Genomic DNA, 24,556 nt, shown 5'->3' with positions numbered 1-24,556 from the left:
TATCTTATTTTAAGGAAGATACGATGGTGTTCACATTGTATCTGACCATACCTTCGTAGGTGCCTTCAGGAGTGCTATCTGCGCCCAGCGCATCGGAGTAGAGCGTACCGCCGATTTTGACATCGTGGCCCCGCTGCCTGCTACCCTCCACCACCGCTTCAATGGCTTTGGGCGATACCGAGGATTCTACAAAAACCGCCTTTATCTTGTTATCGGCAATGAACTTCACAAGCGACGATACATCCTGCAGCCCAAATTCAGACACAGTGGAGATTCCCTGCAGCCCCCGCACTTGTATTCCGTAGGCCTCTCCGAAGTAGCCGAAGGCATCGTGCGCGGTAATGAGGATGCGCTGTGATTCAGGTATAGCGGAAACCGCTGCCTTCACTTCATTGTGCAGCTCTGAAAGCCTGCGGAGGTAGGCAGCAGTTTGCTGCTGGTACACTTCTGCATTTTGCGGGTCCTTCTTCTGCAGTTCGGTACTTATGTAAATGACAACCTGCATCCAGAGCGATACATCAAACCAAAGGTGGGGGTCATAGCTGCCCTGAAACTGCGTGGAGCTTCGGAGGTCGGTTTCAGGTATACCCTCACCGGCGGCGATGACGGTCTTCTGGCGGCTCAGCTTCTCCAGTACCTCGCCCATCTTTCCCTCCAGGTGCAGGCCGTTATAGATGATGACATCGGCTCCCGTGAGTTTGTTCAGGTCACCCTGTGTTGCCTTGTACAGGTGCGGGTCCACGCCACTGCCCATAATGGACTCTACTTCCGCCGCATCGCCAACGATATTAGCTACGGCGTCTTTCAGTATACCTGTCGTGGTGACCACCTTCATGCGTTGGCCTGGAGCCACTTCGCCTTTGCTCTCGGTCTGGGTGCAGGCACCCAGGAAAAGTGACAGGAGCAGGCAAACTGCTAATAGTAGGAGAGCAGGCTTCATGCTAAGCAGAGAGGAAAATGTTTCTGGAGACTTCACTCGAAACGATTAGGTTCTTTTTGTTTTCAAGGTTGATTTCTAATGAATTATCGTAAGGCATCTTGTCTATCACTTTAATCTTGGCACCCAGGTATATGCCCATCTTGTCGAGGTACTGCAGGAAGAGTGGCTGCGAGTCGTTCACGCCCACCACGATGCCAGCCTCGCTCACTTCCATATCTGCCAGCAGCTTCTGTTGCTTCACGTTCATCTCTCCGTTCTCAGAAGGTATAGGGTCGCCATGCGGGTCGAACTTGGGGTAGCCTAAAAACTCGTCGAGGCGCTTAATGAGCAGGTCTGATTTGATGTGCTCCAGTTCCTCAGCCACCTCGTGCACCTCGTCCCAGTTGAACTTCAGCTTCTCTACCAGAAACACTTCCCAAAGCCGGTGCTTGCGAATAATCTGCAGGGCCACATGCTCCCCCTTGGCAGTGAGGGTGACACCTTTGTATTTCACATAGTCAGCAATGCCTTTTTTGCTCAGCTTCCGCAGCATGTCTGTAACGGAGGCCGCCTTGGTGTCGAGCGCCTCCGCAATGGCGTTGGTGTTCACGTCCTGTGTGCCGTTAGCCGAAAGCTTGTAGATAGCCTTGATGTAGTTCTCCTCAGTAAAGCTGTGCAAGTCCTTTGGTCAATTATGAATTATGAGTTATGAATTATGAATGGAAAACCAGCAGTCCTCACGTACATAATTCATAATTCATAATCCAGCATTCATAATTCATTAAACTACCAGCGGATTAAGGCGGAAGCCCAGGTGAAGCCGCTGCCGAACGCTGCCAGACATACCAGGTCGCCTTCTTTGATGCGCCCTTCTTCCATGGCCTCGCTCAGCGCAATGGGCACAGATGCTGCGGTGGTGTTGCCATACTTGTGGATGTTGCTCATGACTTTATCAACCGGCAAGCCCATCTTCTGCTGTATATAGGAGGTGATGCGCAGGTTGGCCTGGTGGGGTATAAGCATATCAATATCAGCAGGTTTGTATCCATTCTTATGAAGCGCTTCTTCAATTACTTCCGGGAAGCGGGTGACGGCGTGCTTAAACACCATGTTGCCGTTCATGTGCGGGAATATGGTCCCCTCGTCAATCATCTCATGCGTGAGGCGTTCTTGCTTGTTGCTGCCTGGGTCCAGCACGGCCAACTCCTCGGCGAACTCTCCATCGGCGTGCAGGTGCGTGGACAGAATGCCGCTTTCGCTGCTTTGTGAAGGGGTGAGAACCACTGCACCAGCGCCGTCGCCAAATATCACCGATACGCCTCGGCCGCGTGTACTGAAGTCCAAACCGCTGGAGTGGATTTCAGAGCCTACCACCAATACGTTGTTGTACATGCCTGTCTTGATGAACTGGTCGGCCACCGAAAGCGCATAAATGAAGCCAGAGCACTGGTTGCGTACATCCAGGGCCGGAATCTCCTTAATGCCCAGTTCGCGCTGCAAGAGTACACCAGAGCCAGGAAACACATAATCGGGGCTGAGGGTGGCGAACACAATCATGTCGAGGTCTTCCGCCTGCAGGTTGGCCATTTCAAGAGCCTTCTCTGCGGCCCTGGCACCCATGTTGGCGGTCGTGTCCGTGCCCTCCACAAAGTAGCGGCGCTCTACTATACCTGTCCGCTCCCGAATCCACTCATCCGTCGTGTCCATGAGTTTCTCCAGGTCTTTATTCGTTACGACTCTCTCAGGTACATAGTGACCTACACCGGCTATTCTAGAATTTCGCATATAAAGGGGTTTAGCTTTACAAATATACTGATATCAAGTGAATTTAGATTCGTCTAAAAATATTTTTTATTTTAATAAGTCATGCAAGTAGGGGCTGTACCACCTGCAGGAGTTTTTTCTCCTCGGTCTCCCAATAGATGTCCGCTGGTATTCCTGTTGCATAAAAGGGTTGCTGTAACATTTGGGAGTAAAGCGCCTCTAAATCAGGTTGACTGAAGTCAATTGACATACCTGCTCCAGTTTCATCTACTAAGGTCTCCCACAAAGGGTTTTGCTGGATGAGGATGGAAAGCGCATGCGCCATGTACTCAAACAGTTTGGTAGGTATACAGCGGAATGTGCTCTCGTTGGGGCGGTAGGGCAGCAGCCCTACATGGCTCTGCGTGATTTGCTCCAGTATCTGCTGATGCGGGACCAGTTGATTTCCACCTATCAGCTTGATATACGATTTGCCACTGCTTCGTTGCAAAATGCTTTCCCAGGTAGCGGTGTTGGCGCAGTATCCGATGATGGTCAATGTTGTCTCAGGTCTAATCAGGTATAGCTTCTCAGCCAGCTCAATGGCCTCGAAAACGCCATATTCCTCGGCGATGGTGCCACTGTAGAGCAGCCGAAGCGGACCTTGACTAGGTATAGCTACAGGCGTAATCGCTGGTGCATGCGCTGACGGGGCTTTGAATTTGTTTTCCAGCAAGGTATAGCGACCCTTCAAAAAAGGCAGCTCCTGCGCGTAGCTGCGCTCGGCCAGCAGGAAATGGTCGGTGCCAGTGGCGGTCAGGTGTTCCATTGAACGGACGCCTAATGCCAGCAGCTGCTTCAGGGGCCAATTGTAATTGTGTTGCGCCCGCAGGTTCAGGCTGTAGTTCTCCTGCACATCATAGATGAGGCGGCAGCCATACCTGTTCTTGTACAGAAGGCTAACCAGCAGGAGTTCATGCGTAGTAACTAGTAGGAGTTGAGGTTTTACTTGAAGCAACAGACGGTAAAACTGCAGTTGTGCCTTTGCCCTCCCCAGGCTGAGCCTCTTAAAATTAAATATTGAGTGGAAAACGATGTTAGGCGGCGCGCCAGCCGGAACAGTAGCCCGGAAGCCACAGATATGGACAGTAGCTCCTGGAATTTTGCTCAGAGACAGGCCCAGCTTCTCGTACATGCGGGTGTCACTGATGGGCTTGAGTAAAGAGGCTAAGAGGATTCTCTTTTCAGACATCGCTTAAATTTAATACTTTTGCGCAGTATTTTTACTAACCGAACATAATATGGCGCTTCAGCAAATTATAGAGCAAGCCTGGGAGAACCGGGAGTTATTGAAGGAGCAGGCGACTGTGGAGGCAGTGCGTGCCGTGATTGAGGAACTGGACAAAGGCCGGCTGCGTGTGGCAGAACCTGCGGGCGATGACTGGAAGGTGAATGAGTGGGTGAAGAAGGCGGTATTGATGTATTTCCCAATCCAAGCCATGAAAACCATTGAGGTAGGCCCTTTTGAATTCCATGACAAGATTGCCCTGAAGACGAACTATGCCCAACTGGGTGTTCGCGTGGTGCCGCATGCCGTAGCCCGCTACGGCGCATACCTTTCAAAAGGCGTGATAGTGATGCCTTCTTATGTGAACATAGGCGCTTATGTTGACGAAGGGACGATGGTCGATACCTGGGCTACGGTTGGCAGCTGCGCACAGGTGGGCAAGCACGTGCACCTGAGCGGGGGCGTAGGCCTGGGCGGTGTATTGGAGCCGGTGCAAGCTGCTCCTGTTATCATCGAGGATGGCGCGTTTATCGGTTCCCGAAGCATTCTGGTAGAGGGCTGTCGCATTGGCAAGGAGGCAGTGATTGGAGCGGGCGTGACCATCACGGGCAGCTCCAAGATAATCGACGTGACAGGCTCTGAGCCGAAGGAGTACAAAGGCTATGTGCCGCCACGTGCAGTCGTGATTCCGGGTTCCTATACCAAGAAATTTCCAGCGGGTGACTTTCAGGTGCCTTGCGCCCTGATTATCGGTCAGCGCAAGGAGAGCACAGACCTGAAGACTTCCCTGAACGATGCCCTGCGGGAGAATGCGGTAGCCGTGTAACAATTAATACCTAGCAGTTACCAATAATAAAGAAGGAGCCGTTGCAGTCTGCAACGGCTCCTTCTTTTATAGCTATACCTAACTGTTAACAGCTATGTGTTTACTGTCTACACCCGAGAGTGCAGGGCTACGCGGTTTCCTTCAGTGTCTAGGAAGAGGGCCATATAGCCGATTTCTTCTGTAATCAGTGATTTTTCCCGCAGCACCTTGCCTCCGGCTTTTTCGACTCTGGCCAGTTCATGGGACAGGTCACCCGATGGAGAGCTGAAGTATACGATGGTGCCGTCGGCTGAGGGTTTATAAAGCGTTTCGTGCTTCACCAGCGACCCAGAAGCTCCCGAGCCGCTTTCGCTCCACGGAAACCAGGCCATTTCTTCATCACCAAACTGCTGGCTTTCCATTTCAAAATCGAATACAGCACTGTAGAACCGGATGGCGCGTGCCATATCGTTGACCGGAATCTCGAACCAGCCGACTACGTTGTTTTTTTCTTGTTTCATAGGTATAGCTTTATCTTATTTCTTCTTGAATCGGTCCGCTACCACCAGTTCCTTGCTGCCGGGAGTCCAGGTATAGAAACCCTGTCCGGTCTTAACGCCTTTGTGACCGGCTTGCACCATGTTCACCAGCAGCGGGCACGGGGCGTATTTCGGGTTGCCAAAGCCGTCGTGCAACACGTTCAGGATGGAAAGGCATACGTCCAAACCAATAAAGTCGGCAAGTTGTAGCGGGCCCATTGGGTGCGCCATACCTAGCTTCATGATAGTGTCAATCTCTTCCACTCCGGCCACGCCTTCATAGAGCGAGTAAATTGCCTCGTTAATCATAGGCATCAGGATGCGGTTGGCCACAAAGCCGGGGTAGTCGTTGCACTCTGTCGGGACTTTGCCCAATTGCAGGGAGACGTCCATTATCTGGCTGGTCACCTCATCTGAAGTCGAGTAGCCCTGGATGATTTCTACCAGTTTCATGACAGGCACCGGATTCATGAAGTGCATGCCTATCACCTTATCCGGCCGACTGGTGACTGAGGCGATTTTGGTGATAGAGATAGAAGAGGTGTTGCTAGCTAATATGGCTTCAGGCTTGGCAAAGGCATCCAAGTCCTTGAAGATTTTCAGTTTCAGGTCTACGTTCTCGGTAGCCGCTTCCACAATTAGGTCAGCCTCCTGCACGCCTTGCCGCATGTCGGTATAGGTGGCGATGTGGCTGAGGGTCTGCTCTTTCTGTTCCTCGGTCAGGTTGCCTTTTGCCACGATGCGGTCCAGGTTTCTGGAGATGGTGGCGAGGGCCTTGTTCAAGGCTTCTTCGGATATGTCAATCAGGGAGACCTGGAAGCCGTTCTGCGCAAAAACGTGGGCGATGCCATTGCCCATGGTGCCGGAACCGATAACTGCTACTTTTTTCATAGGTTCTGTCTGTTCTAGGGTTAAAATAGAATACAAATCTAAGATAAATAGGTAAAACCATGTTTTAAAAAACGTTTATCTTGGAAGACTTCAATTTTCAGATTTGCAGGTAGAGGTTCGCCCTAAGGAGTGGAGAAGGAGGCTTGGTGCTGATGTGTCAAAATTTGGATAGAGTGGACCTGTCAGCACCTGCTGTATTTGATTGATAATGTGTGATATGGGCTTGTTTTTCAGGTGTTGCGGTTATTACGACACCTAAAATTGTTTATAACTATATACAAAATTTCGAGTTTATCCAAATCTTTTATTTAGCGAGCCCCGTAAAAAGCTAAAACAAAAAAATACAAAGTCGGCTAAGACCGGCCTGTAGAAGTGGGGGAGCAGCCGGCTCCTGCCCTGATACAACACAAAAGGAGAAATTAAAAAAGAAAACTATGGGAAATTTACTTTACATCATAGCCGTTGTGCTTGTGATTTTCTGGCTTATCGGATTCCTAGGGTTTCCTGATGCCGTTGGTGGAATCATCCACGTATTACTAGTGCTTGCCGTAATCGCAGTTTTGCTGCGCTTAATACGGAGAGCTTAACCTATATAGCGAAACTACGTTAGTACAGGTAACGAATCATTATTTTGACAAACAAAAATACTTAAAACTATGGGAAATTTATTGTATATTATAGCAGTAGTGCTTGTAATCTTCTGGCTCATCGGGTTCCTTGGATTCCCTGATGCCGTAGGTGGTCTAATCCACATCCTACTTGTAATCGCTGTAATCGTGGTGCTGCTGCGACTCATACGCGGTTAACGTTAAACACATAAAACAAAAGAGGGGCTGCTAAGCAATTGGCAGCCCCTCTTTGTTTTATACCTGTCTGTTCTTACCTGAACGGAATACTGAAGCCTGCCCGGATGACCGGGTTTGAGTAAGGCGATGGGAACGTATCGTTGAAGTTATACAGCACCAGGATGTCTGCCGCTGCCTTTGCTCCAATCCGCTGCCTATACCCCAGACCCGCCATAGGTATACCTTTTGATTGTCTTCTGCGGTCCGCTATACCTGTGCCGTTGTTCCAGAAATACTCCACGCTCAAGTGCTCGTACTCAGCATGAACCAGGAAATTATTGAAAACCTGCTGCTGCGCAAAGGCTCGTCCGCCGTAGTTGTTCAGGTTCTCCCGCTGGTACCGCTGAAAATGGTACACACCGCCTACACCCACCCAAAACGTCTCGGTGGCTCTGAAGCCAAGCACCGGAAGCAACGATACGTTGGTGTACGTACCGAACTGCAAGCCAAAACTACCGCCCCAAAACATGCGGTCAAGCAGCGTCTGCTGCTCCTCATCTTCAGGCTTGACTACCTCAGGCAAGATAACCCCGTTCTGCGGTTGCACCACCCGCGGCCTTTGCTGCTGTGGTTGTTGCTGCGCAGGAGGGCCTGTTGGCAACTCGCGTTTACGGCGTACGGTATCAGGCTCCGTCTGCGCAAAGGCAGTGGAGCAACACAAAACTATTAATACAAGAAAAGTAAGCTGGCGTAGCAATGGTAATCGCAGGAACATAGCTATCGTTTTACAGGTATACGCAAGTCTATATTTGTGATTTATACCATTTCGGTGGCGTACATCTTCTTGCGCAGCTCCTTTATATTGGCGTCGTTGAGGTACTCCTCGTAGCCCATGCGCTTATCTATGATGCCGCCAGGTGTCAGCTCAATGATGCGGTTGGCAATGGTATCCACAAACTGCAAGTCATGGGACGAGAACAGGATGGTGCCATCGAAATCGCGCAGCGAGTTGTTCAAAGCCGTGATGGACTCCAGGTCCAGGTGGTTGGTAGGCTCATCAAAAACCAGTGCGTTGCCCGATTGTAGCATCATGCGGGAGAACATGCAGCGCACCTTCTCACCACCCGAGAGCACATTGGCTTTCTTAAGCGACTCCTCGCCAGAGAAAAGCATACGGCCCAGGAAGCCGCGGATGAAGCTTTCGTCTTTCTCCACGGAGTATTGGCGCAGCCAGTCCACCAGGTTCAGGCTACCGTCTGCAAAAAACTCCTGATTGTCTTTCGGGAAGAAGGATGCGGTGATGGTAGTGCCCCACTTGAAGTCACCGGAATCGGCCTGCTCTTCGTTGAAGAGTATCTTAAAGAAGGAGGAGGCAGCCAGGTCATTGCGGCCAATCACAGCTATCTTGTCGCCTTTGTCCACCATGAAATTGATGCCGGTGAAAATCGGCTGGCCATCCACGTATTTGCTCAGGTTCTCTACGTTCAGTATCTGGTTACCCGCCTCACGCTCCGGCTTGAAGGCGATGTATGGGTATTTACGCGAAGAAGGCTTGATGTCCTCTACCGTCAGCTTTTCCAGCAACTTGGCGCGGGAAGTGGCCTGCTTTGATTTAGAAGCGTTGGCGCTAAATCGGCGAATGAACTCCTCCAGTTCCTTGCGCTTGTCCTCTGTCTTTTTGTTGGCGTCAGAACGCTGTTTCAGCGCCAATTGACTAGACTGGTACCAGAAGCTGTAGTTACCCGCAAACATCTGTATTTTGCCAAAGTCAATATCGGCCACGTGCGTACACACGGCGTCCAGGAAGTGGCGGTCGTGCGACACTACTATAACGGTGTTCTGGAAGTTGTCGAGGAAGTTCTCCAGCCACATGATGGACTCGGCGTCCAAGTGGTTGGTAGGTTCATCCAGTAACAGGATATCCGGGTTGCCGAAGAGAGCCTGTGCCAGGAGCACACGTACCTTCTCGCTACCGCTGAGTTCCTTCATGAGAGAGTAGTGCAGGTTCTCGCTGATGCCCAGTCCGCTCAGTAATTCTGCTGCCTCATATTCTGCATTCCAGCCTTCCAGGTCGGCGAACTCGCCTTCTAGTTCGGCGGCACGCTCACCGTCAGCCTCCGTAAAATCGGCTTTGGCATAGATGGCGTCTTTCTCCTGCATGATATCGAACAGGCGCTTGTGGCCCATGATGACGGTCTGCAGAACCGGGTACTCGTCATACTCAAAGTGGTTCTGCTTCAGCACGGCCAGGCGCGCTGTGGCCGGTATATCCACGGTACCAGTGTTGGGGTCTATCTCTCCGGAAAGGATTTTCAGGAAAGTAGACTTGCCTGCGCCGTTAGCGCCGATGAGGCCGTAGCAGTTGCCGGGCAAAAACTTGATGGTTACATCTTCAAACAGAGTACGCTTGCCATAGGACAGGCTTACATTGCTGGTACTGATCATAGATAGCTTAAAATGAGTATGTAAAACGGTTACGGTGCAAAACTACGAAATAAAACCCGTGTTTGTCCAGAGCGGCCGTACACAGGTGTCAGGCCTAATTTTTAGCATTTGCTAATTCCTTTGAAATGAACGGATTCCGGGTGGCAAGCGAAAAAATTATAAGTCAAATCACAACGCCACCCTACCTTCTCTAGTATATTGATTTAATAATATACAACAGATTGCACGCTTTTCTTCTGTTCTGGCTGAATCGTCAGCTACAGATGATAACCAAACGCGCACTTAATATGTTCATTTCAAGAATAATAGATATTGTTATAAAGTAATAAGACATGGCATCTGGAAAAGTATCGTACCGCATGATTTCAGTTAAGTATGGCATCTACACGGGGTTGGCTCATATTGCTTTCTTCTTGCTGATGCGGGTCCTGGACCTGCAGAACAGGGTGGAGCTTTCCCTCTTGAGCGGTTTGTTTTTGGTGATAGGTATAGTGGTGGCTATTTCGAGCTATAAGCGTGCCGTCCATGGCATGATTCCATATCTCAAAGGTCTTGCGATAGGAGGGACTGTTGGCGTGGTCTCTTCAGTAATACTGGCGCTGTTTCTGGTGGTATACCTGACCGTGTTGGATACAGAGTATTTGGAGAGCCTGCAGGTCAGTTCTCTGTTTCCGCAGAGCCTGTCTGTCCTGTCTGTGTTCGTCATGACTATCCTGTATGGCACGGTGCCTGGCGTCATCATAGGCTTTATCGCCATGCAGTGGTTCAAGCGCCCTGACCATACCACCGCTGAGCAAATCAGGTAGGCAAGCAGCCTGCCTTCATCAACCAACAACCTGTGCCCCGCTAACTATGGAAAAAGTCGGCCTTAAGTATGGCCTCTTCACTGCCCTTGGCCTGATTGGCTACTTCCTTTTGATGAGACTCATTGGCCTGGAGCAAAAGGTGGCGCTTCGCTTCTTGAATGGTATCATCATGGCCATTGGTGTCACTATGGCTATCAAGAACTACAAGAAGAGCAGAAATGGTGAGATTGGCTATTTCAAAGGTCTGGGCGTCGGCATCATCACAGGGGTGGTATCTACCATCATTTTTGCAGCTTTTATGCTAGTCTATATCAAAGCGTTTGACGATAGGCTCCTGAAGGTGCTGGCGGGGAATCAATACTTTGGCGAACGAATGGAAATCACACCTGGCATCGTCATCTTCATGGTGCTCATGCTCGAAGGCCTCATCTCCGGTTTCATGATTGCCTTCATTGCCATGCAGTGGTTCAAGCGCCGAGACCACAAGGTGCCCGGCAGCCCCTGAGAACTGGTTTAGGTGATTTCTACGCGCAAACAAAAAGAGGCGGGCCGTGCAACTGCATGGCCCGCCTCTTTTAAAAATTATGCAATCTCTAGCCTACCAATCCATCCGGACGCTGTATGATTTGTACAACTACTTCATGTAAATCGTCCTCCTCATCTTTAAGTTTATAAATCACCATTGGGTTGTCTGTGTCAAGTATGGAGGTTATGCCTACCACCTTGCCTGATGCTAATCTATCTTCTAACTGGGGAGCAAGTTCTTTAAATGCCTTGGCAAAACTGACTTCCAAGGTACTTGGATTATAATTTTTCGTCTTCATGGTTTTTCAATTTCATGTGGAGGTGCCGCTATTCATCCAAGTGAGGCAACACTGGTTAAAATACTATTTCAAGGATATATAAATTCATACTGCTCCTGAGGGGTATAGTTTCATACCGCAGCGAATAAAAGGTAACTTATTTATATAGTTTTAACTATTTATCAAAAAGGTATATTTATGCTGTTGTAGAGGGATTCTTACTTATTAGAAAAATATAACAAATATACTGGCAATTGCTTAACCAAGGTAGGTAGAATCCGTTCAACAGGGGAGAGAGGCGATAAGCCAACGAACTATACCTTAAGACAGACATGAAATACTTTATACCCTTTTTTATTGCCTTTTTTTTAACCGCAACAGCCGGGCAGGCGCAGTTGTTAAAACAGACAGAGGAGAAGCTGGATAATATGGTGCTGGCTGTAGAACTGACTGGTCCTGAAATGCTCACGCTGGAGATGAAACAGGAACTGAAACTTTCCGAAGCGCAGTTTGCCGAAATAGAACTACTAAACGAACAGCATTACCAGCACATGTCCGAAGTGGAGGCTGCTTTTCTGGACCCGCTGGAGCGGCAGAAAAAGTACAGGGAAATGAGCCTGCAACTGGACAAAGCCCTAACTACTATACTGAGCGAGCAACAGCTCAAGCATTTCCTAGAATTGGAAGGACGCCAATTTGTGCGGTACCTGAGCGAAGCAGAAGAGGAATAGACTGGATAGCCGCTGATATAAAGAAGAATTATGATTTAATAGCCTGGCTTTGGTCAGGCTATTTTTTTGTGGTCTGTATCGGGCGCAGGTAGGTGATTTCACTCACTTTGTTGAGCGCGTTGAAGCGTACTTCGGCACGGTTGGCGTTGGAGAGTTGGTTGCGCTTCTCACATTGGCTGCCGGCCTCTAAGTAGTAAATAAACAGGCGCTGCCCTCTGCTCATGAGTTGCTCGGCATCGGGCTTCCCTAGGATGTCCTTCACCTCGTTTTCCGGCTTGCCATACAGTTCCTTACGAATAGCGTCAAACTCTGCGGTCATAGCGAATCGGTTTCCCTGGCAACCTTTTTTGTCCTGCTGCCAGGTTTCACTATCAAAGCCAGGTATGCTGGCAGGCTCAGAACAGCTAGGCAGGAAGGGCACCGCCAGGAGGAAGACGAAGGGTAGAAGCTTTTTCATGCGGATGATTGTTGTCCCAAAATTGCAGCTTAGTGCTGTCTGATACAAGAGAAATCAGGTTTTTCCTATATGATTGCCGTACATTCACTTAAATTTCAGTAAGTTCATATACTAAAGTGCTTGGGTTTGAACGTTCTGAACCTACAATAGTCCTTTTTCAGGAACGTTAGTTTCTGCTATTGCCTCTGCAGATGGAACAATTTCCGTTGCGAATCCTGTTGATACTTTACTTGCGTATAACAGAACCAGAATAATACCCTATGATAAAAGCAGTCATCACCTCTTTTACCTTGAGTTTATTGCTGATGTCCACCCCAGGTGGCGCTCACAGTGATGCTTCCAAATCTTCCGATTACAACAAGTCTACCGTTTCAGTAGTGAATTCCGCTGCGCTTTCCTATGCTGAGAAAAAGCTCGCTTTTGAACAGCATGTAGAGGAGGTATACGAGCAGGCCGGACTGGAGAAAACAGGATTGGATTTTACGGTTTTTGAACGGGCCTATACCGGCTACCGGAATTTCAGGCAGCAGAACCTGGCCTCGGCTGACAAACATGTGATGACAGTGGTCGACTTCAGCAAGCCCAGCAACTCGAAGCGCATGTGGATTATAGACCTGAAGTCTCGCAAAGTGTTGTACAACACCTTAGTAGCGCATGGCCGCAATACGGGCAATGTGAAGGCTGAAAAGTTCTCCAACGAGCCAAACTCCAACATGAGCAGCATTGGTTTTTATGTGACGGACAAGACCTACCATGGCAAACATGGCCTGTCACTTCGGTTGTCAGGTATGGATGAGGCTTATAATTCAAATGCCATGGAACGTGCTATTGTGTTGCACGGTGCCGACTACGTGAGCGAAGACTTTGTGAAACAGTACGGTCGGCTCGGCAGAAGCCTTGGTTGCCCTGCGGTGTCTCGCGCCATATCCAGTGACGTGATTGAGTTGATTAAGGATAACACCGTGCTATATATTCACTCTGGTGACAAAAAGTATACTTCTACTTATTTGGATACAGACGCTGCGGTAGAGGCGTACGCCCTGGAGGCTACCGAATTACTGGATAAATCTGTTTGAACCCTCGCCTGACAAACCAGGCTATACCTATACAAAAAGGCCCCCGCTGTGTGTATCAGCGGGGGCCTTTCTTTTTTATCGAATACTCGTTTAAGTTTGGTCTTTGGTCGTTTTGACCAGGTTGATGCCCGCAAAGAAGAAGATGAGGCCAACTACAAAAGGTACGGCTGCAGTGAATTTGCCTATGGCCACGCCATCTCCTCCCATCACGAAGGCATATGCTCCCCAAATGATGCCTACTATACCCAGTATGGTCAATAAGGCACCGAATGTTCGTTTCATGTTCATATGTCTCGATTTAGTTTGTGCTGCCGCGGCAGCGAATGTAATGTATTACGAAAATCCTATAGAATAGGATAGGTATTTTTTAATTTTTGCCTGCTGCTCCTGTTTATTACTTTACGCTACATTACGGGTGTCCTGGATGTCACTTTACATTCCTGGTTTCTCCTGCGTTGACTCTATCTCGCAATTTCCTTTTCTTTCTATATACTTTTTACGGCATTGAAAGTATATGTTTATGCAACACTTTACTACCCGTCGGGCAGGTATAGCACCCGGACCTTCAGGGGGTAATTGAGAGAATCAGAACCAACTGAGTATGAGAATAATCATCAAGTTTATAGCAGCGCTCCTGATAGCAGGTGTGTCACTGGTCACATACTGGTGCAACAGGCAGGAAAACGAGTACACCGGCGAAGTGCAGCACGTAGATATAACGGTGGAGCAGGAGATAGCCCTGGGACTACAAGCCGCCCCTGAGATGGCCTCACAGTACGGAGGCCTGCACCCCGACGAGCAGGCGGCTGCCAAAGTAAAGGAAGTGGGCCAGCGTATCGTGAGCAACACCAAAGTTAATGAGACGCCCTACGAATTCGACTTTCACCTGCTGGCGGATGAGAAAACTGTGAATGCATTCGCCTTGCCTGGTGGGCAGGTGTTCATTACGGCTGGACTACTGCGCCAACTCAGCACCGAATGCCAACTGGCGGGGGTGCTAGGCCATGAGATAGGCCACGTGGTGGGCCGGCATTCCGCAGAGCAACTGGCCAAGTCTAAGCTGACGCAGGGCCTGACGGGAGCGGCCGCCATCGCGATGTATGACCCTGAGAACCCGGCTACACAGTCCGGAGCCATAGCGGCTGCCATGATAGGCAAATTGGTGAACATGCGTTACGGCCGCGACGATGAGCTGGAATCGGATAGGCTGGCGGTGCGGTTAACCGGAGAATCTGGCTACGACCCGCGTGCCATGGTGGAAGTGATGCGCATTCTGGAGAAGGCGAGTGGGGGAGCCCGGGGACCTGAATTCACACAGACGCACCCTAACCCAGGCAACCGCGTGGCCGAGATAGAGCGAGCCATTCAAGAGGAATACCCCAATGGCCTGCCTGCTAATCTTTTACCTTAGCCATACCTGATTACAGCTACCCACTGTTTCATCTTAGGAATACCAACCGTCAACGTATGCAAAATCCAATTAAACTCCAGCACCTGCTCTTTGTCATCAATCCCATAGCCGGCGACATCGACAAAGAGGAGCTGGAAGAAGAAATAAAAGTCGCTTGCCAGGAGCATGGCCTGCTCTGTGAGTTATACAAAACCACAGGTGATAACGACAAAGAGCAGATTGCCAAAATGCTAAAGGGAAAAAAATATGATGCGGTGTTTGCAGTTGGCGGAGACGGCACGGTAAATGAAGTCGCGGCGCTGCTGATTGGCAAACACATACCGCTCGGTATTATTCCGCTTGGTTCCGGCAACGGTCTTTCTAAAGACTTGAACATACCCCAGGATACAGAGGAAGCGCTGCAGCTCATCCACACGCACGTCATCCGCAACATTGATACCATCGACCTGAACGGCCATCCTTCTATCCATCTGAGTGACCTTGGGTTCAATGCTTTGGTGGTGAAACGGTTCTGTGAAGGAGACCGCCGCGGACCCGGCGCTTACGCCTGGATAGCCCTGCAAGAGTACTTGAACTACGAGCCCAAGTTCTATCGCATCGAGACAGACAGCGAAAATTTCGAGGGAGAGGCGTTCATGGTGACCATCGCCAACGCCAATGCCTTTGGCAGCAATGCAGCTATCAATCCGAACGGGGTGCTGAACGACGGCCGCTTTGAAATATGTTTGATTGAACCCTTCCCGAAGGCGGCAGGCCTGGGCATCCTGTACAGAATGTATACTGACACGATTGACAGCTCCGTCTATACCCGCCGCATAAGTTGCAGGACGGCCACCATTTACAACGTAGATGGTGAAGTGTCGCACGTAGATGGAGAAGATGTGGTATTAGGCAAGGAAATCAAAGTAACCATGCACCCGAAGAGTCTGAAGGTAATCCTGCCAGCCCCCGAAACTGAGTCATAGCCATACCTATACCTATACTTGTCCCTTATTCCGATACCTTCTCCACTGGCTGCAGCATCGGGTGCAGTTCCTTTCGGAACAAGACAAAGCCTGGCTTGGAAGACGCCTCATCGGAATTAGCTGCCACTGCCTCCAGCCACAGTTCCCCAGTATTGTAGTAGTTGAGCACAAAGAAGCCCTTCTGCTCAATTGTGAAGGTGGCTTTGCCGCCTTTCTTCACAAAAGAAGTCTTGCTGGCGGACCCGCTGACGATGTAGTGGTTCTGGCGCACTTCGAAATGCTGCAGGTTGTGGTCATGCCCAGCCACATAAACGATATTGCTGTACTGGTGAAAGATGTTGAGCAGCCGCTTGCGCATCTTGCGGTACTTGCGGTGCGACATGTCCTCGTAGGCTCCAAACATTTTGCGGTAGAAGGGGAAGAGCGAACCGAAGATGGGCAGCGGAATATAAAAGCGCTTGTGCGCCGCCGTGAGCGGGAAAATGTGTTGCTTCATAGTGAATTTGCCGCCATGAAGTGCATTGCTGTAAAGAGGGTGGTGCGCGGCTATCACGATGCGCTGGTGCCTATTGCGGCGTAGCAGCTTGTTCAGGCGCAGGAAGAATTCTTCGATGTTATTATACTGGCAGCCTTGCGCCTTGCCTAGCGGTTTCTCGCCACGTTGCACCCACCACTGCGTGTTGATGATGATGAGCAGCAGCCCCTCTGCCAGTTGTATGGCATCAGGCCCTGGGCAGCCGTGGCGCGGCAGATAACTGCATTCGTCCTGAAGGGCCTCCACCACATATTTTTCCTGGCGCAGTACGTACTCCAGGCCTCTTTTGCGGCCTTTGTTCCAGTCGTGGTTGCCGCTCAGGAAAATGCTCTTGCCGTCATATGATTTGACGATGCCCAGCAGGTGGTCCAGCCTTTCTTTAGCCGTGTGGTAGTGCCGGTTATCCTCAGCTGGCAACCCGACAGGGTATAGGTTATCGCCTAGAAACAGGACACTCCCGTTGGCGCCTGCGCTGTGTTGCCATTCCTGCAGGAGCCTTAGCACCGGGTCTGTGCCATCAATGGACACGGCGCCTACATCCCCCAAAAAAGCAATGCTGTGCACCACCTCCGCCTGCGGGCTGGGCTGGCACTTGCGCCACCCCACATCCGAGAGCCTGTAATAAGGTTTATTGCGGTATTTGAGCTCCTGCCAATAGCTAAACAGCACAAAGACTGTGAAGAGGACGGTGGTAATGATGAGGAAATATATAAGCATGCACGTAACTTAAAAGTTGGGAGGTGTCAGGTTTTTGAAGTGACCGTTTAGCTTCACCCGCTCCTTCAGTTTTTCGGTTTCGGCCACAATGGGCAGGACCTGTTCCAGGTGCTGCAAAATCATCTCCTGGCGCAGCGCCTCACTTTGGCACTGCAGCAAGGTATATTCCTGTTCGGTGTTCAGGCCGAGGTGGTGCCCCACATCGTAGGATTTAAAATCTTCAGGCAAGTCCAGAAATATGCTGCTGATGCCCAGCGCCTCGTAGAGTTCCTTTAGCTTTTCCTGCAACTTGAGTTTAGTCACTATGTCCTCGTCCTGCTGGTTCTCTACTTCCTCCACCATACCGCCGGCATACAGTTTGCCGGGAGCCGTTCTATCAAACGTCGCTATCTTGAATATACCCATACCTTGAGTGCGTATGTCCATCTCTCCGGTTGCATACGTCTTCTCCACGTTCAGGATTTTTACCTCGGTGCCAAACAGCCCCACACCTTTGTTGATGTAAGTAGGTATGCCGAAGGTGCCTCCGCTGGTCATACAATCTTGTATGAGCTGCTTGTAGCGCGGCTCAAATATATGCAGGTTCAGCTTCTCACCCGGAAACACCACAATGTTCAACGGGAAAAGGGGCAGGTACTTTTGCTTTGTCATTGGCTTTTTGAGGTATTAACAGACAAAGGCGCTTTTTGTGTACGGTCAGTCGAGTCTGCTACGTTTGGTTGCTCTCTATTGGGAATACGGCCTTGTTCCTGCCTGTGTTAAGTTGGCCAGCCAGGAGGTGAGTTGGCTACTGGAAATATGATGCAAATGATGTAGCTTTGCCCACTTATTTTTAGCGCATTGCAATTATGAAAAAACGGCTGGGGCTTCGTGAGTTCAAGCTTATTATCCTAAAGCTCATCCTCAGCCTTTTCCTGCTGAGTGTGGTATGGGTGCTGGTATACCGCTGGGTGGCGCCCCCTGCCACGCTGCACATGGTGCAGCGCCGTGCCGAGGCCGGTTCTGCCGGCAAAGAAGACCCTGCCATCAGGTATAGGTTTGTGAAGTTAGAGGAGATGTCGGCTCAACTGCCATTGGCCGTGATAGCTTCGGAAGACCAGCTTTTTCTCCAGCACAGCGGATTTGACTTTGATGCCATAGCGGATGCCTTTAAGCGCAACCAAAAGGGCAAAAACATAAGGGGAGGCAGCACCATCAGCCAACAGGTGGCGAAAAACGTGTTCCTGTGGCACGGGCGCAGTTACCTGCGCAAAGCGGTTGAGGCCTATTTTACGTTTTTGATTGAGGTGCTGTGGGGCAAGCAGCGCATCTTGGAGGTATACCTGAACATTGCCGAGATGGGCGATGGGGTATTTGGTGTGGAGGCGGCTTCCCAGAAGTATTTCAAGAAACCAGCCGCGGATGTGGGGCGTCAGCAAGCGGCCTTGTTGGCGGCGGTATTGCCTAATCCTATACGCTATTCTGCGGCCAGACCATCCTCCTACATTTTAGGGCGCCGAGTGCGTATAGCCCGGGCCATGGGAAGGCTTGGTGGCACCACTTATATCAAAACTATACTTCCTGAAAATGAAGAAAGCTAATAACCCCCTTCTGATTGTCCTATGTGCCGGATTCCTGTTGTTTTCATGCGGGCAGAAGGAGGAACGCCAGGTGACAACAGCCCCGTCTCAAACCGATGAAGCGAAGGGTATTGAAACCGCCAAACGAGAAGTGCGGGAGGTGTTGCAAAACCAGTCTGCCTGCTGGAGCCGGGGTGACTTGGAGTGCTACATGGCTGATTATTGGAAATCCGATTCTCTGCTGTTCGTAGGAAAGAGCGGCCTGACCTATGGCTGGCAGCAGACCTTGGACAATTACCGAAAGAACTATCCAGACACGTCTGCCATGGGCAAGCTAGAGTTTGAGTTGAAGGAGATGCGGCCGCTGTCGGCTGAGACCATGTTGGTGGTAGGGAAGTGGCACTTGCAGCGCGAAGCAAAATTAGGTGACTTGGAAGGGCATTTTTCAGTGATTTTCAAACACTTCCCAGAAGGCTGGAAGATTATAGCTGACCATTCGAGCTAGTTTGCAAATGTAGTGTGGTCTTGTGCGAGTGTAGCAGCGTCTGTTGCTAATTGCTCGCTTTGTTGTTCCATAGCCTCACCTCGCCGGTGAGGCCTTACTTTTCTCCTTGATGAAAATCGAGGGGGCCTACCCCCAGAGTAAGCAAAAGAATCAAGACGCTTTTGAACTCGCTGACCGCTCGAACAAAAAATCGTCACGGGGTGCATCTGGCTGATGTCTTTGCTACGTAACTGCTGTGGATACTCTCCCCTTGAGGGGAGCAAGAGGGGTGTTGAGGCTATAACTGCCAATCTTCTGCGCTACAGCGCCTATACCCTTGAGGTAGTAATGGCAGAAAGTCCCCCCTAGAAGGGGGCAGGGGGATGTTTGTAGCTGCGGGGTTCTCACCCACTAAGTGGCAAATTGGTCGGACCAGGGACCACATAACTAGCTAGATGTCAATTCAACCTTCGTCTCCCGCTGCGTCTATCTCCGTTTCTTTGGCGATTTCAGGGAGTTCCTCTGTGAAGATGTACCCGCACTGAGCGGCGTGTTCGGCGGCTTCCAGCGTCTCCTTTACCAGTACCATCTCTACCTCGCCCGAATCCTTCAGCTCATCAAAAATCGACACGACTTTTTTGGTGTGCTTCTCCACGTTCACATCCCGGATGTAGATGGCCATGATTCTGCCGGGGTGCTTCTTCACGACTTCGCTGTAGATGGCGGCGTCCTGCTGCCCACTGTCGCCTATCAGAATGAAGTTGAGCTTGGGGTAGGTAATCAGGATGTTTTCAATTTCCTTGTACTTGTGGCTCATGTGGTCCGATTTCCCGATTTTACTCTCGTCGATACCGAAGTCGCGGAGCAGGAGCGGGCCCTGCGGTATCTCGTTCAGCTCCAGGAAATGGTAAAGCATGTCATAGGTGTTCCAGGGGCTACTGGAAACGTAGAAAAAAGGGTTGTTGCGCTTGCCGTTGCGCCCCAGCTGCAGCGATTTGTAAAAAGATGCAACCCCGTGGAAAGGGATGCGGGTGTGCGCGTTGTTGAGGAGCACATTCCGGCCGGTCTGCAGCAGGCTGGTGGCACCAGTGCGCACAATGGTATCGTCTATGTCACTGATGATGCCATACTCCGCATCGGGTGGGGGAACCAGCACGTGCGCCTTCGCCGTCACCTCCCCCTCAAATGGGACCGGCGATTCTGTCAGTTTGATGTCGATGGTATGCCAGATATCCTCCAGCTCCAGTGGCTTTTCCGGCGCCAGGTTGAGCACGAAATAGCCTTCTGCATCGGTGGTAATCTCATGTTTTTGGTCGCCGAGGCAAAGCTCCACCCGCGCACCAGGGATTTCGTTGCTGTTGAAGCGCCGGTACATGTTCATCAGGTTTTCCCACAGCGTATCATTTGCTTCTGAAACGGTGATGCCTTTGTCTTCCATCACACGTCCTTTGACATACAAGCGGGTGGGGGTGCCGTAGCTGCGGTAAACTCTAATGTGCAGCGGCCCGAACATGTTAAGCTTGCGCCGAAGCTGGAAGGAGAGCAGGTCAAACTGTTCCTCTGCCTTCAGTACGGTTTTGACTGCCTTGGTTTTAATTTTTTTCATAGTCGTGCTCAGGTATAAAACAGCACCGCCCGCGGTAGGGCAGGCAGCGCCAAGGCTTATAAATTCAGGCTCTTCTTCAATTCATTGAAATCATTGTCTGGTGCGTTGTCGGTGGAGCAACCCTGCTGTTGTGCCTGCTGCTGAATGTTCTCTACGCGGTTGTCTGGGTTGGGGTGGGTGCTCAGGAACTCAGGCGGGTTGCTGCCCTGGGCCTGGGAATTGAGCTTCACAAAAAAGCCAGCTGCCCCATCGCAGGAGTAGTACTTGGTGCCGCCCAGGTATAGCACGGAGGTGTTATCGGCCTCCGTCTCCGCTTCTCGACTGAAGCGGAGCCCAGCCAGTGTGCCGGCCAGCTGCGCCGCAATCTGCTGCAGCGCTCCCGGGTTGTTGCCCAGCGCCACGGAAAGCAGCAGCGCGATGCCATAGTCGCGTTGCAGCTGCCGTACGCTGTGGCGTTTATCGGCGTGAGCAATCTCATGGGCCAGTACGCCCGCCAGGTGGTCTTCATCGTCCAGGAACTTGATGAGGCCAGTGTATACATAGATGTAGCCGCCGGGTGCCGCGAAGGCGTTCAGAGTCTCTCGGTCATCGATGATTTTAACGGTCCAAGCAAAATCATTGCGGTATTTTACTTCTCCGGAGTTGAGTACCCGGTTCACGATGCGGTTCAGGTGCGTGTAAGCCTTCTGCACGTTGGCATTGCTGCTGTTGGGCTCCAGAAGTTGGCCTTTGGCTCGGTAAGTGGAGTCTACCTGCTGCGATACCTGCTCACCCAAGCGGATGTCGTCTTGAGTTGAGAAAATCACGCCTTCGTTGTCCTCGCAGCTGCTGAAAGCAAACAGACTGAAAAGGATGACAAAGCCGCGGGAAAGGTTTTTAAATGGAATCATGGTATACGGAATGTGAAGCTAAATAAGTCGCTGTGTTTGGATTTATGTCCCTTTCTATACCTGGCAACCGGCTTTTTAACCTACGAAATCGAAATTTATTATGCCCTTACGGATTAAAATTCGCTTAGTTGATAGGTATAGCCCGGTCGTTTTTGCCGAAAAAACAGGGCAAACAAAAAAGCCCCCGAAAATCGAGGGCTTTTTCCAAGTGTAGTAATAGCTTATTTAACGGAGGAAGTACCCACTGGGTTTCCGTCTGAGTCGAGCTCTACTACCTCATAGTTAAGCTGTTGCAGCTTGGCCAACACGGTCTTCTTGTCGCCTACCACCACAATGTGCATGTTGTCAACCGGCAGGTTCTTCTTCGCCAGCGCGTCTATCTCCTGCTTCGTGATTTTGTTCAGGATGTCGGTCTGCTTGTTCACGTAGTCCTTCTTGAGGTCGTACTCCAGCAAGCGGCCCAGGAAGCCAGCCTTCTGGGCCGGCGTCTCGTACTTGCGGGCGTCAGACTGCCCGATGGAGCTCTTCATGAAGGTCATTTCGTCTTCTCGGATGCCGTTGTTTCTGTAGTCGGTCAATTCTTTCATGAACTCGGTAACCGACTCAGCCGTGGCATCGGCACGAACGCCGGCCATTGCCGTGAACGGACCTACATGTTTGCTGCCTGCATAATTAGAACGAGCACCATAAGTATAACCTTTATCTTCGCGCAGGTTCAGGTTGATGCGGCTGTTAAATGCACCACCCAATACAAAGTTCATCAGGCCTGTTTTATAGTATTCGCCTGTTGCATCGTAAGGCATAGCCACGTAACCGATACGGATTTCAGACTGAGCGGCGTCCGGCTTGTCCACGAAGTAGATGCGGGTTTTGTCGATAGCCGGTGTTTTGGTATCGGCCATGATTTTCACGTTCTTCTTCTTCCAGTTGTTTAGGAAGCCGAGCTTGCTCTTGATTTCCTTCTCGTCGATGTCGCCTACCACTACCAGTTGGGACACGGAAGGGGAGAAGCTGTCGTTGTAGAACTTCTTCACATCATCCAGCGTGATGCTGTTAACTGTTTCGGCAGTACCAGAAGTAGGGATAGACTCGATGTGGCCTGCACCGTAAAGCAGTTTGTAGTATACATTGTTAGCTATTGCCGTAGGCTGAGTGGCCTGGTTGGCTATACCTTCCAGTTGCTGCTTCTTCAGGCGGTCGAAGTCGTCCTGCGCGAACTTAGGACGGAACATACGCTCTTCCATCAGGGCCAGCGTCGCGTCTAGGTTCTTCTTCAATGATTGCACAACTACGGTGGTCTCATTGGTGCCGCTCATCACACGGATAGAGCTGCCAAGCTTGTCGAGTGCGTTGCTGAAGTCCTCTGAGGTGTAGTTCTCGGTGTCTTCGTTCATGAGCGATGCCGTCAGGGAGCTGATGCCCGCCTTAGATGGGTCTGCCATGGACAGACGGTGGCCGCCTTTGATGGTCAGCTGCATCGTTACAGTCGGAATCTCGTCAGACTTGGAACCGATTACTTTCAGGCCGTTCTTGAACTTGGAGGTCCAGAAGTCGGGCACGGTCACCACCGGGTTGGCTCCAGAGGCAGGGCGCTTGCTGCGGTCAAACGAATCAACCGCCTTGGTGTAAGCCAGGTTGCTGTAGTTCTCTGTGCTTGGGGTGTAGCCCTCTTTGGTAGGCGTGAAGTTGTCGGCTTTTGCAATCAGCTCGCTTTTGCCTTTTGGCACCACGCTCAGAATGACGCTGCTCTTGCCTTTGATGTACTGGTTGTACACGCGCATCACATCTTGTTTCGTCACCGCCTGTAGGCGCTTCAGCTCTTCCTGCAGGAAGTTCGGATTGCTTTGGAACGTTTCATAGGCAGCCAGCTGTGACACCTTGCCGCTCACACTCGCCATGCGGTTAATCAGGCCAGATTCTGCTGAGGCTTTGAATTGAATCAAATCCTCGTCCGTGATGCCACGCTTCTCGAAATCTTCAAACGACTTGCGCACTAGTGCCTCGGTATTGGCAAGGCCCTGGTTCGGGAACGCCGTTACAGACACTATGAATTCACCAGCCAGTTCAGAGGCGGAATTATATGTGCCGGCGTTGATGGCTTTCTGTTCTTTCACAAAGTTCTTGTGGAAGATGGAATTCTTACCTTGGCCGATTACCTGCGCCAGCACGTCCAGCGCAGCTTCGTCCTTATGGCCGGACTGAGGCACTGGGTACGTCATACGCAGCATCGGGAAGCGCACGTTGTCCTCGTAAGACACATAGCGGTCGCTGGTAAGGGTAGGGATGTTAGGCTGCATGTTCTGCACGGCCGGGCCGACAGGTATAGAGCCGAAGTATTTCTCCACCAGCTTCACTACGTCGGCTGGCTTCACGTCGCCACCCACGGTCACCACGGCGTTGTTCGGGCCATACCAGCGCAGGAAGAAGTTCTTGAGGTCGTTTACATTCACGCGGTTCAGGTCCTCCATGTAGCCGATTACCGACCAAGAGTAAGGGTGTCCGTAAGGGTACAGCGTTTTGCCGATAATCTCGCCAGATAAGCCGTAAGGCTGGTTGTCTATTCGCTGGCCACGCTCGTTCTTAACGGTCTCGCGCTGCACCTCGAATTTCTGCTGCGTCACGGCGTCCAGCAGGAAGCCCATGCGGTCAGCCTCCAGCCACAGGGCCGTCTCGAGTTGGTTGCTCGGCAGTGTCTCGAAATAGTTGGTGCGGTCGCGGTTGGTGGTGCCGTTTAGCGTGCCGCCTGCTTCGGAAACTATCTTGAAGTGCTCCTCATCGGCCACGTTGTCGGAGCCCTGGAACATCATGTGCTCAAAGAAGTGGGCGAAACCGGACTTGCCGATTTCCTCGCGGGCCGAGCCCACGTGGTAGGTCACGTCCACGTGCACCACCGGGTCAGAGTGGTCCTCGTGCACGATGAGCGTGAGGCCATTGGAGAGCTTGTATTTTTCGTAAGGGATTACCACTTCATTGCCTTTCTTGGTAACCTTCTCCACTAGTTTTGTCTGAGCCTCCGCCGCGCTGACCACGCTGGCTGTGAGCACAATACTCAGACCGATTTTCTGTAGCATGTTGATTTGTTTAGATGAACGATTGGTAAG

General features: G+C 50.9%; 27 protein-coding genes. 11 read left to right on the top strand and 16 right to left on the bottom strand.

Translation table 11 applies throughout. The annotated features are described in order from the left end of the window. Positions 1-4: 4 nt before the first annotated feature. From B051_RS0110325 to B051_RS0110310, 4 genes are all read right to left on the bottom strand, one after another. Positions 5-940: a metal ABC transporter solute-binding protein, Zn/Mn family gene (locus B051_RS0110325; protein ID WP_018478127.1), complete on the bottom strand. Its 936-nt coding sequence runs from the start codon at positions 938-940 to the stop codon at positions 5-7. Position 941: 1 nt separating this feature from the next. Beyond that, on the bottom strand, positions 942-1,598 hold the full coding sequence (locus B051_RS0110320) for a metal-dependent transcriptional regulator (RefSeq protein ID WP_018478126.1): 657 nt from the start codon (positions 1,596-1,598) through the stop codon (positions 942-944). Positions 1,599-1,705: 107 nt separating this feature from the next. Continuing rightward, positions 1,706-2,704, bottom strand: coding sequence for a 3-oxoacyl-ACP synthase III family protein (locus tag B051_RS0110315; protein WP_026236322.1), 999 nt, complete (start codon positions 2,702-2,704; stop codon positions 1,706-1,708). Positions 2,705-2,783: 79 nt separating this feature from the next. After that, positions 2,784-3,914: a glycosyltransferase family protein gene (locus B051_RS0110310; RefSeq protein WP_018478124.1), complete on the bottom strand. Its 1,131-nt coding sequence runs from the start codon at positions 3,912-3,914 to the stop codon at positions 2,784-2,786. Between the two features lie 49 nt (positions 3,915-3,963). On the opposite strand from B051_RS0110310, the gene B051_RS0110305 reads away from it, so the two are divergent. Further along, on the top strand, positions 3,964-4,776 hold the full coding sequence (locus tag B051_RS0110305) for a 2,3,4,5-tetrahydropyridine-2,6-dicarboxylate N-succinyltransferase (protein ID WP_018478123.1): 813 nt from the start codon (positions 3,964-3,966) through the stop codon (positions 4,774-4,776). 107 nt (positions 4,777-4,883) lie between these two features. On the opposite strand, the gene B051_RS0110300 is transcribed toward B051_RS0110305, so the two are convergent. Together B051_RS0110300 and B051_RS0110295 are read right to left on the bottom strand one after the other, a co-directional pair. After that, the gene (locus tag B051_RS0110300; protein ID WP_018478122.1) at positions 4,884-5,276 is read right to left on the bottom strand and encodes a VOC family protein; all 393 of its coding nucleotides are present in this window, start codon (positions 5,274-5,276) and stop codon (positions 4,884-4,886) included. 15 nt (positions 5,277-5,291) lie between these two features. After that, positions 5,292-6,185: a 3-hydroxyacyl-CoA dehydrogenase family protein gene (locus B051_RS0110295; protein ID WP_018478121.1), complete on the bottom strand. Its 894-nt coding sequence runs from the start codon at positions 6,183-6,185 to the stop codon at positions 5,292-5,294. 434 nt (positions 6,186-6,619) lie between these two features. Between B051_RS0110295 and B051_RS22435 the strand changes: the two genes are divergently transcribed. Beyond that, positions 6,620-6,772 carry a lmo0937 family membrane protein gene (locus B051_RS22435; protein ID WP_018478120.1) on the top strand — a complete coding sequence of 51 codons (153 nt, stop codon included), beginning with the start codon at positions 6,620-6,622 and terminating at the stop codon, positions 6,770-6,772. Positions 6,773-6,841: 69 nt separating this feature from the next. Beyond that, positions 6,842-6,991: a lmo0937 family membrane protein gene (locus B051_RS22430; RefSeq protein ID WP_007660460.1), complete on the top strand. Its 150-nt coding sequence runs from the start codon at positions 6,842-6,844 to the stop codon at positions 6,989-6,991. A 73-nt stretch (positions 6,992-7,064) separates the two neighbouring features. On the opposite strand, the gene B051_RS0110280 is transcribed toward B051_RS22430, so the two are convergent. Together B051_RS0110280 and B051_RS0110275 are read right to left on the bottom strand one after the other, a co-directional pair. Continuing rightward, entirely contained in the window at positions 7,065-7,745 is a 681-nt protein-coding gene (locus B051_RS0110280; protein WP_071594872.1) for a hypothetical protein, read from the bottom strand. A 41-nt stretch (positions 7,746-7,786) separates the two neighbouring features. Next, positions 7,787-9,415, bottom strand: a complete 1,629-nt coding sequence (locus tag B051_RS0110275; RefSeq protein ID WP_018478118.1) for an ABC-F family ATP-binding cassette domain-containing protein — start codon at positions 9,413-9,415, stop codon at positions 7,787-7,789. Positions 9,416-9,747: 332 nt separating this feature from the next. Between B051_RS0110275 and B051_RS0110270 the strand changes: the two genes are divergently transcribed. Beyond that, positions 9,748-10,221, top strand: a complete 474-nt coding sequence (locus B051_RS0110270) for a DUF4199 domain-containing protein (RefSeq protein WP_018478117.1) — start codon at positions 9,748-9,750, stop codon at positions 10,219-10,221. A gap of 46 nt (positions 10,222-10,267) precedes the next feature. Continuing rightward, positions 10,268-10,726, top strand: coding sequence for a DUF4199 domain-containing protein (locus B051_RS21155; RefSeq protein ID WP_018478116.1), 459 nt, complete (start codon positions 10,268-10,270; stop codon positions 10,724-10,726). An 88-nt stretch (positions 10,727-10,814) separates the two neighbouring features. Here the strand turns inward: B051_RS21155 and B051_RS0110260 are convergent, their stop codons facing one another. Further along, the gene (locus B051_RS0110260; RefSeq protein ID WP_018478115.1) at positions 10,815-11,045 is read right to left on the bottom strand and encodes a hypothetical protein; all 231 of its coding nucleotides are present in this window, start codon (positions 11,043-11,045) and stop codon (positions 10,815-10,817) included. Positions 11,046-11,356: 311 nt separating this feature from the next. On the opposite strand from B051_RS0110260, the gene B051_RS0110255 reads away from it, so the two are divergent. Then, positions 11,357-11,755, top strand: coding sequence for a hypothetical protein (locus B051_RS0110255; protein WP_018478114.1), 399 nt, complete (start codon positions 11,357-11,359; stop codon positions 11,753-11,755). 58 nt (positions 11,756-11,813) lie between these two features. Here the strand turns inward: B051_RS0110255 and B051_RS0110250 are convergent, their stop codons facing one another. Continuing rightward, positions 11,814-12,212, bottom strand: a complete 399-nt coding sequence (locus B051_RS0110250; protein WP_018478113.1) for a hypothetical protein — start codon at positions 12,210-12,212, stop codon at positions 11,814-11,816. A gap of 260 nt (positions 12,213-12,472) precedes the next feature. Here B051_RS0110250 and B051_RS0110245 point away from each other — a divergent pair, with 260 nt between their 5' ends. Then, entirely contained in the window at positions 12,473-13,288 is an 816-nt protein-coding gene (locus B051_RS0110245) for a murein L,D-transpeptidase catalytic domain family protein (RefSeq protein WP_018478112.1), read from the top strand. A gap of 90 nt (positions 13,289-13,378) precedes the next feature. Here the strand turns inward: B051_RS0110245 and B051_RS0110240 are convergent, their stop codons facing one another. Continuing rightward, on the bottom strand, positions 13,379-13,570 hold the full coding sequence (locus B051_RS0110240) for a hypothetical protein (RefSeq protein WP_245539606.1): 192 nt from the start codon (positions 13,568-13,570) through the stop codon (positions 13,379-13,381). A 319-nt stretch (positions 13,571-13,889) separates the two neighbouring features. On the opposite strand from B051_RS0110240, the gene B051_RS0110235 reads away from it, so the two are divergent. Together B051_RS0110235 and B051_RS0110230 are read left to right on the top strand one after the other, a co-directional pair. Further along, positions 13,890-14,699 (top strand): M48 family metalloprotease, encoded by an 810-nt coding sequence (locus tag B051_RS0110235; protein WP_018478110.1) that lies wholly within the window; start codon positions 13,890-13,892, stop codon positions 14,697-14,699. A gap of 56 nt (positions 14,700-14,755) precedes the next feature. Next, positions 14,756-15,664 carry a diacylglycerol/lipid kinase family protein gene (locus B051_RS0110230; RefSeq protein WP_018478109.1) on the top strand — a complete coding sequence of 303 codons (909 nt, stop codon included), beginning with the start codon at positions 14,756-14,758 and terminating at the stop codon, positions 15,662-15,664. 25 nt (positions 15,665-15,689) lie between these two features. Here the strand turns inward: B051_RS0110230 and B051_RS0110225 are convergent, their stop codons facing one another. Continuing rightward, complete coding sequence (locus tag B051_RS0110225; protein WP_018478108.1) at positions 15,690-16,916, bottom strand: metallophosphoesterase family protein; 1,227 nt, start codon at positions 16,914-16,916, stop codon at positions 15,690-15,692. A gap of 9 nt (positions 16,917-16,925) precedes the next feature. Then, on the bottom strand, positions 16,926-17,567 hold the full coding sequence (locus tag B051_RS0110220) for an LON peptidase substrate-binding domain-containing protein (protein WP_018478107.1): 642 nt from the start codon (positions 17,565-17,567) through the stop codon (positions 16,926-16,928). 197 nt (positions 17,568-17,764) lie between these two features. Between B051_RS0110220 and mtgA the strand changes: the two genes are divergently transcribed. Continuing rightward, positions 17,765-18,496, top strand: a complete 732-nt coding sequence (gene mtgA, locus B051_RS0110215) for a monofunctional biosynthetic peptidoglycan transglycosylase (protein ID WP_018478106.1) — start codon at positions 17,765-17,767, stop codon at positions 18,494-18,496. Further along, positions 18,483-18,980 carry a YybH family protein gene (locus B051_RS0110210; protein ID WP_083919442.1) on the top strand — a complete coding sequence of 166 codons (498 nt, stop codon included), beginning with the start codon at positions 18,483-18,485 and terminating at the stop codon, positions 18,978-18,980. The genes mtgA and B051_RS0110210 overlap by 14 nt, the downstream gene beginning before the upstream one ends. 442 nt (positions 18,981-19,422) lie before the next feature. Here the strand turns inward: B051_RS0110210 and B051_RS0110205 are convergent, their stop codons facing one another. The 3 genes from B051_RS0110205 to B051_RS0110195 form a co-directional block, all read right to left on the bottom strand. Continuing rightward, positions 19,423-20,565: an App1 family protein gene (locus tag B051_RS0110205; protein WP_018478104.1), complete on the bottom strand. Its 1,143-nt coding sequence runs from the start codon at positions 20,563-20,565 to the stop codon at positions 19,423-19,425. 56 nt (positions 20,566-20,621) lie between these two features. Continuing rightward, positions 20,622-21,455, bottom strand: a complete 834-nt coding sequence (locus B051_RS0110200) for a M48 family metalloprotease (RefSeq protein ID WP_018478103.1) — start codon at positions 21,453-21,455, stop codon at positions 20,622-20,624. Positions 21,456-21,676: 221 nt separating this feature from the next. After that, positions 21,677-24,526, bottom strand: a complete 2,850-nt coding sequence (locus B051_RS0110195) for a M16 family metallopeptidase (RefSeq protein WP_018478102.1) — start codon at positions 24,524-24,526, stop codon at positions 21,677-21,679. Between the last annotated feature and the right edge of the window lie 30 nt (positions 24,527-24,556).

It is taken from the genome of Pontibacter roseus DSM 17521, from assembly GCF_000373265.1.
GTDB classification, from domain to species: Bacteria; Bacteroidota; Bacteroidia; order Cytophagales; family Hymenobacteraceae; genus Pontibacter; species Pontibacter roseus.
This window is presented reverse-complemented; position numbering and strand designations above follow the sequence as displayed.

Bases quoted from the DNA above. Each gene is read 5' to 3' on its own strand.
- mtgA (WP_018478106.1), top strand. From the start codon at position 17,765: ATGAAAAAACGGCTGGGGCTTCGTGAGTTCAAGCTTATTATCCTAAAG.
- B051_RS0110235 (WP_018478110.1), top strand. From the start codon at position 13,890: ATGAGAATAATCATCAAGTTTATAGCAGCGCTCCTGATAGCAGGTGTG.
- B051_RS0110200 (WP_018478103.1), bottom strand. From the start codon at position 21,455: ATGATTCCATTTAAAAACCTTTCCCGCGGCTTTGTCATCCTTTTCAGT.
- B051_RS0110220 (WP_018478107.1), bottom strand. From the start codon at position 17,567: ATGACAAAGCAAAAGTACCTGCCCCTTTTCCCGTTGAACATTGTGGTG.
- B051_RS0110210 (WP_083919442.1), top strand. From the start codon at position 18,483: ATGAAGAAAGCTAATAACCCCCTTCTGATTGTCCTATGTGCCGGATTC.
- B051_RS0110260 (WP_018478115.1), bottom strand. From the start codon at position 11,045: ATGAAGACGAAAAATTATAATCCAAGTACCTTGGAAGTCAGTTTTGCC.
- B051_RS0110305 (WP_018478123.1), top strand. From the start codon at position 3,964: ATGGCGCTTCAGCAAATTATAGAGCAAGCCTGGGAGAACCGGGAGTTA.
- B051_RS0110225 (WP_018478108.1), bottom strand. From the start codon at position 16,916: ATGCTTATATATTTCCTCATCATTACCACCGTCCTCTTCACAGTCTTT.
- B051_RS0110280 (WP_071594872.1), bottom strand. From the start codon at position 7,745: ATGTTCCTGCGATTACCATTGCTACGCCAGCTTACTTTTCTTGTATTA.
- B051_RS0110300 (WP_018478122.1), bottom strand. From the start codon at position 5,276: ATGAAACAAGAAAAAAACAACGTAGTCGGCTGGTTCGAGATTCCGGTC.
- B051_RS22430 (WP_007660460.1), top strand. From the start codon at position 6,842: ATGGGAAATTTATTGTATATTATAGCAGTAGTGCTTGTAATCTTCTGG.
- B051_RS0110255 (WP_018478114.1), top strand. From the start codon at position 11,357: ATGAAATACTTTATACCCTTTTTTATTGCCTTTTTTTTAACCGCAACA.
- B051_RS0110230 (WP_018478109.1), top strand. From the start codon at position 14,756: ATGCAAAATCCAATTAAACTCCAGCACCTGCTCTTTGTCATCAATCCC.
- B051_RS0110295 (WP_018478121.1), bottom strand. From the start codon at position 6,185: ATGAAAAAAGTAGCAGTTATCGGTTCCGGCACCATGGGCAATGGCATC.
- B051_RS22435 (WP_018478120.1), top strand. From the start codon at position 6,620: ATGGGAAATTTACTTTACATCATAGCCGTTGTGCTTGTGATTTTCTGG.
- B051_RS0110245 (WP_018478112.1), top strand. From the start codon at position 12,473: ATGATAAAAGCAGTCATCACCTCTTTTACCTTGAGTTTATTGCTGATG.
- B051_RS0110315 (WP_026236322.1), bottom strand. From the start codon at position 2,704: ATGCGAAATTCTAGAATAGCCGGTGTAGGTCACTATGTACCTGAGAGA.
- B051_RS0110270 (WP_018478117.1), top strand. From the start codon at position 9,748: ATGGCATCTGGAAAAGTATCGTACCGCATGATTTCAGTTAAGTATGGC.
- B051_RS0110250 (WP_018478113.1), bottom strand. From the start codon at position 12,212: ATGAAAAAGCTTCTACCCTTCGTCTTCCTCCTGGCGGTGCCCTTCCTG.
- B051_RS0110205 (WP_018478104.1), bottom strand. From the start codon at position 20,565: ATGAAAAAAATTAAAACCAAGGCAGTCAAAACCGTACTGAAGGCAGAG.
- B051_RS21155 (WP_018478116.1), top strand. From the start codon at position 10,268: ATGGAAAAAGTCGGCCTTAAGTATGGCCTCTTCACTGCCCTTGGCCTG.
- B051_RS0110275 (WP_018478118.1), bottom strand. From the start codon at position 9,415: ATGATCAGTACCAGCAATGTAAGCCTGTCCTATGGCAAGCGTACTCTG.
- B051_RS0110240 (WP_245539606.1), bottom strand. From the start codon at position 13,570: ATGAAACGAACATTCGGTGCCTTATTGACCATACTGGGTATAGTAGGC.
- B051_RS0110310 (WP_018478124.1), bottom strand. From the start codon at position 3,914: ATGTCTGAAAAGAGAATCCTCTTAGCCTCTTTACTCAAGCCCATCAGT.
- B051_RS0110325 (WP_018478127.1), bottom strand. From the start codon at position 940: ATGAAGCCTGCTCTCCTACTATTAGCAGTTTGCCTGCTCCTGTCACTT.
- B051_RS0110195 (WP_018478102.1), bottom strand. From the start codon at position 24,526: ATGCTACAGAAAATCGGTCTGAGTATTGTGCTCACAGCCAGCGTGGTC.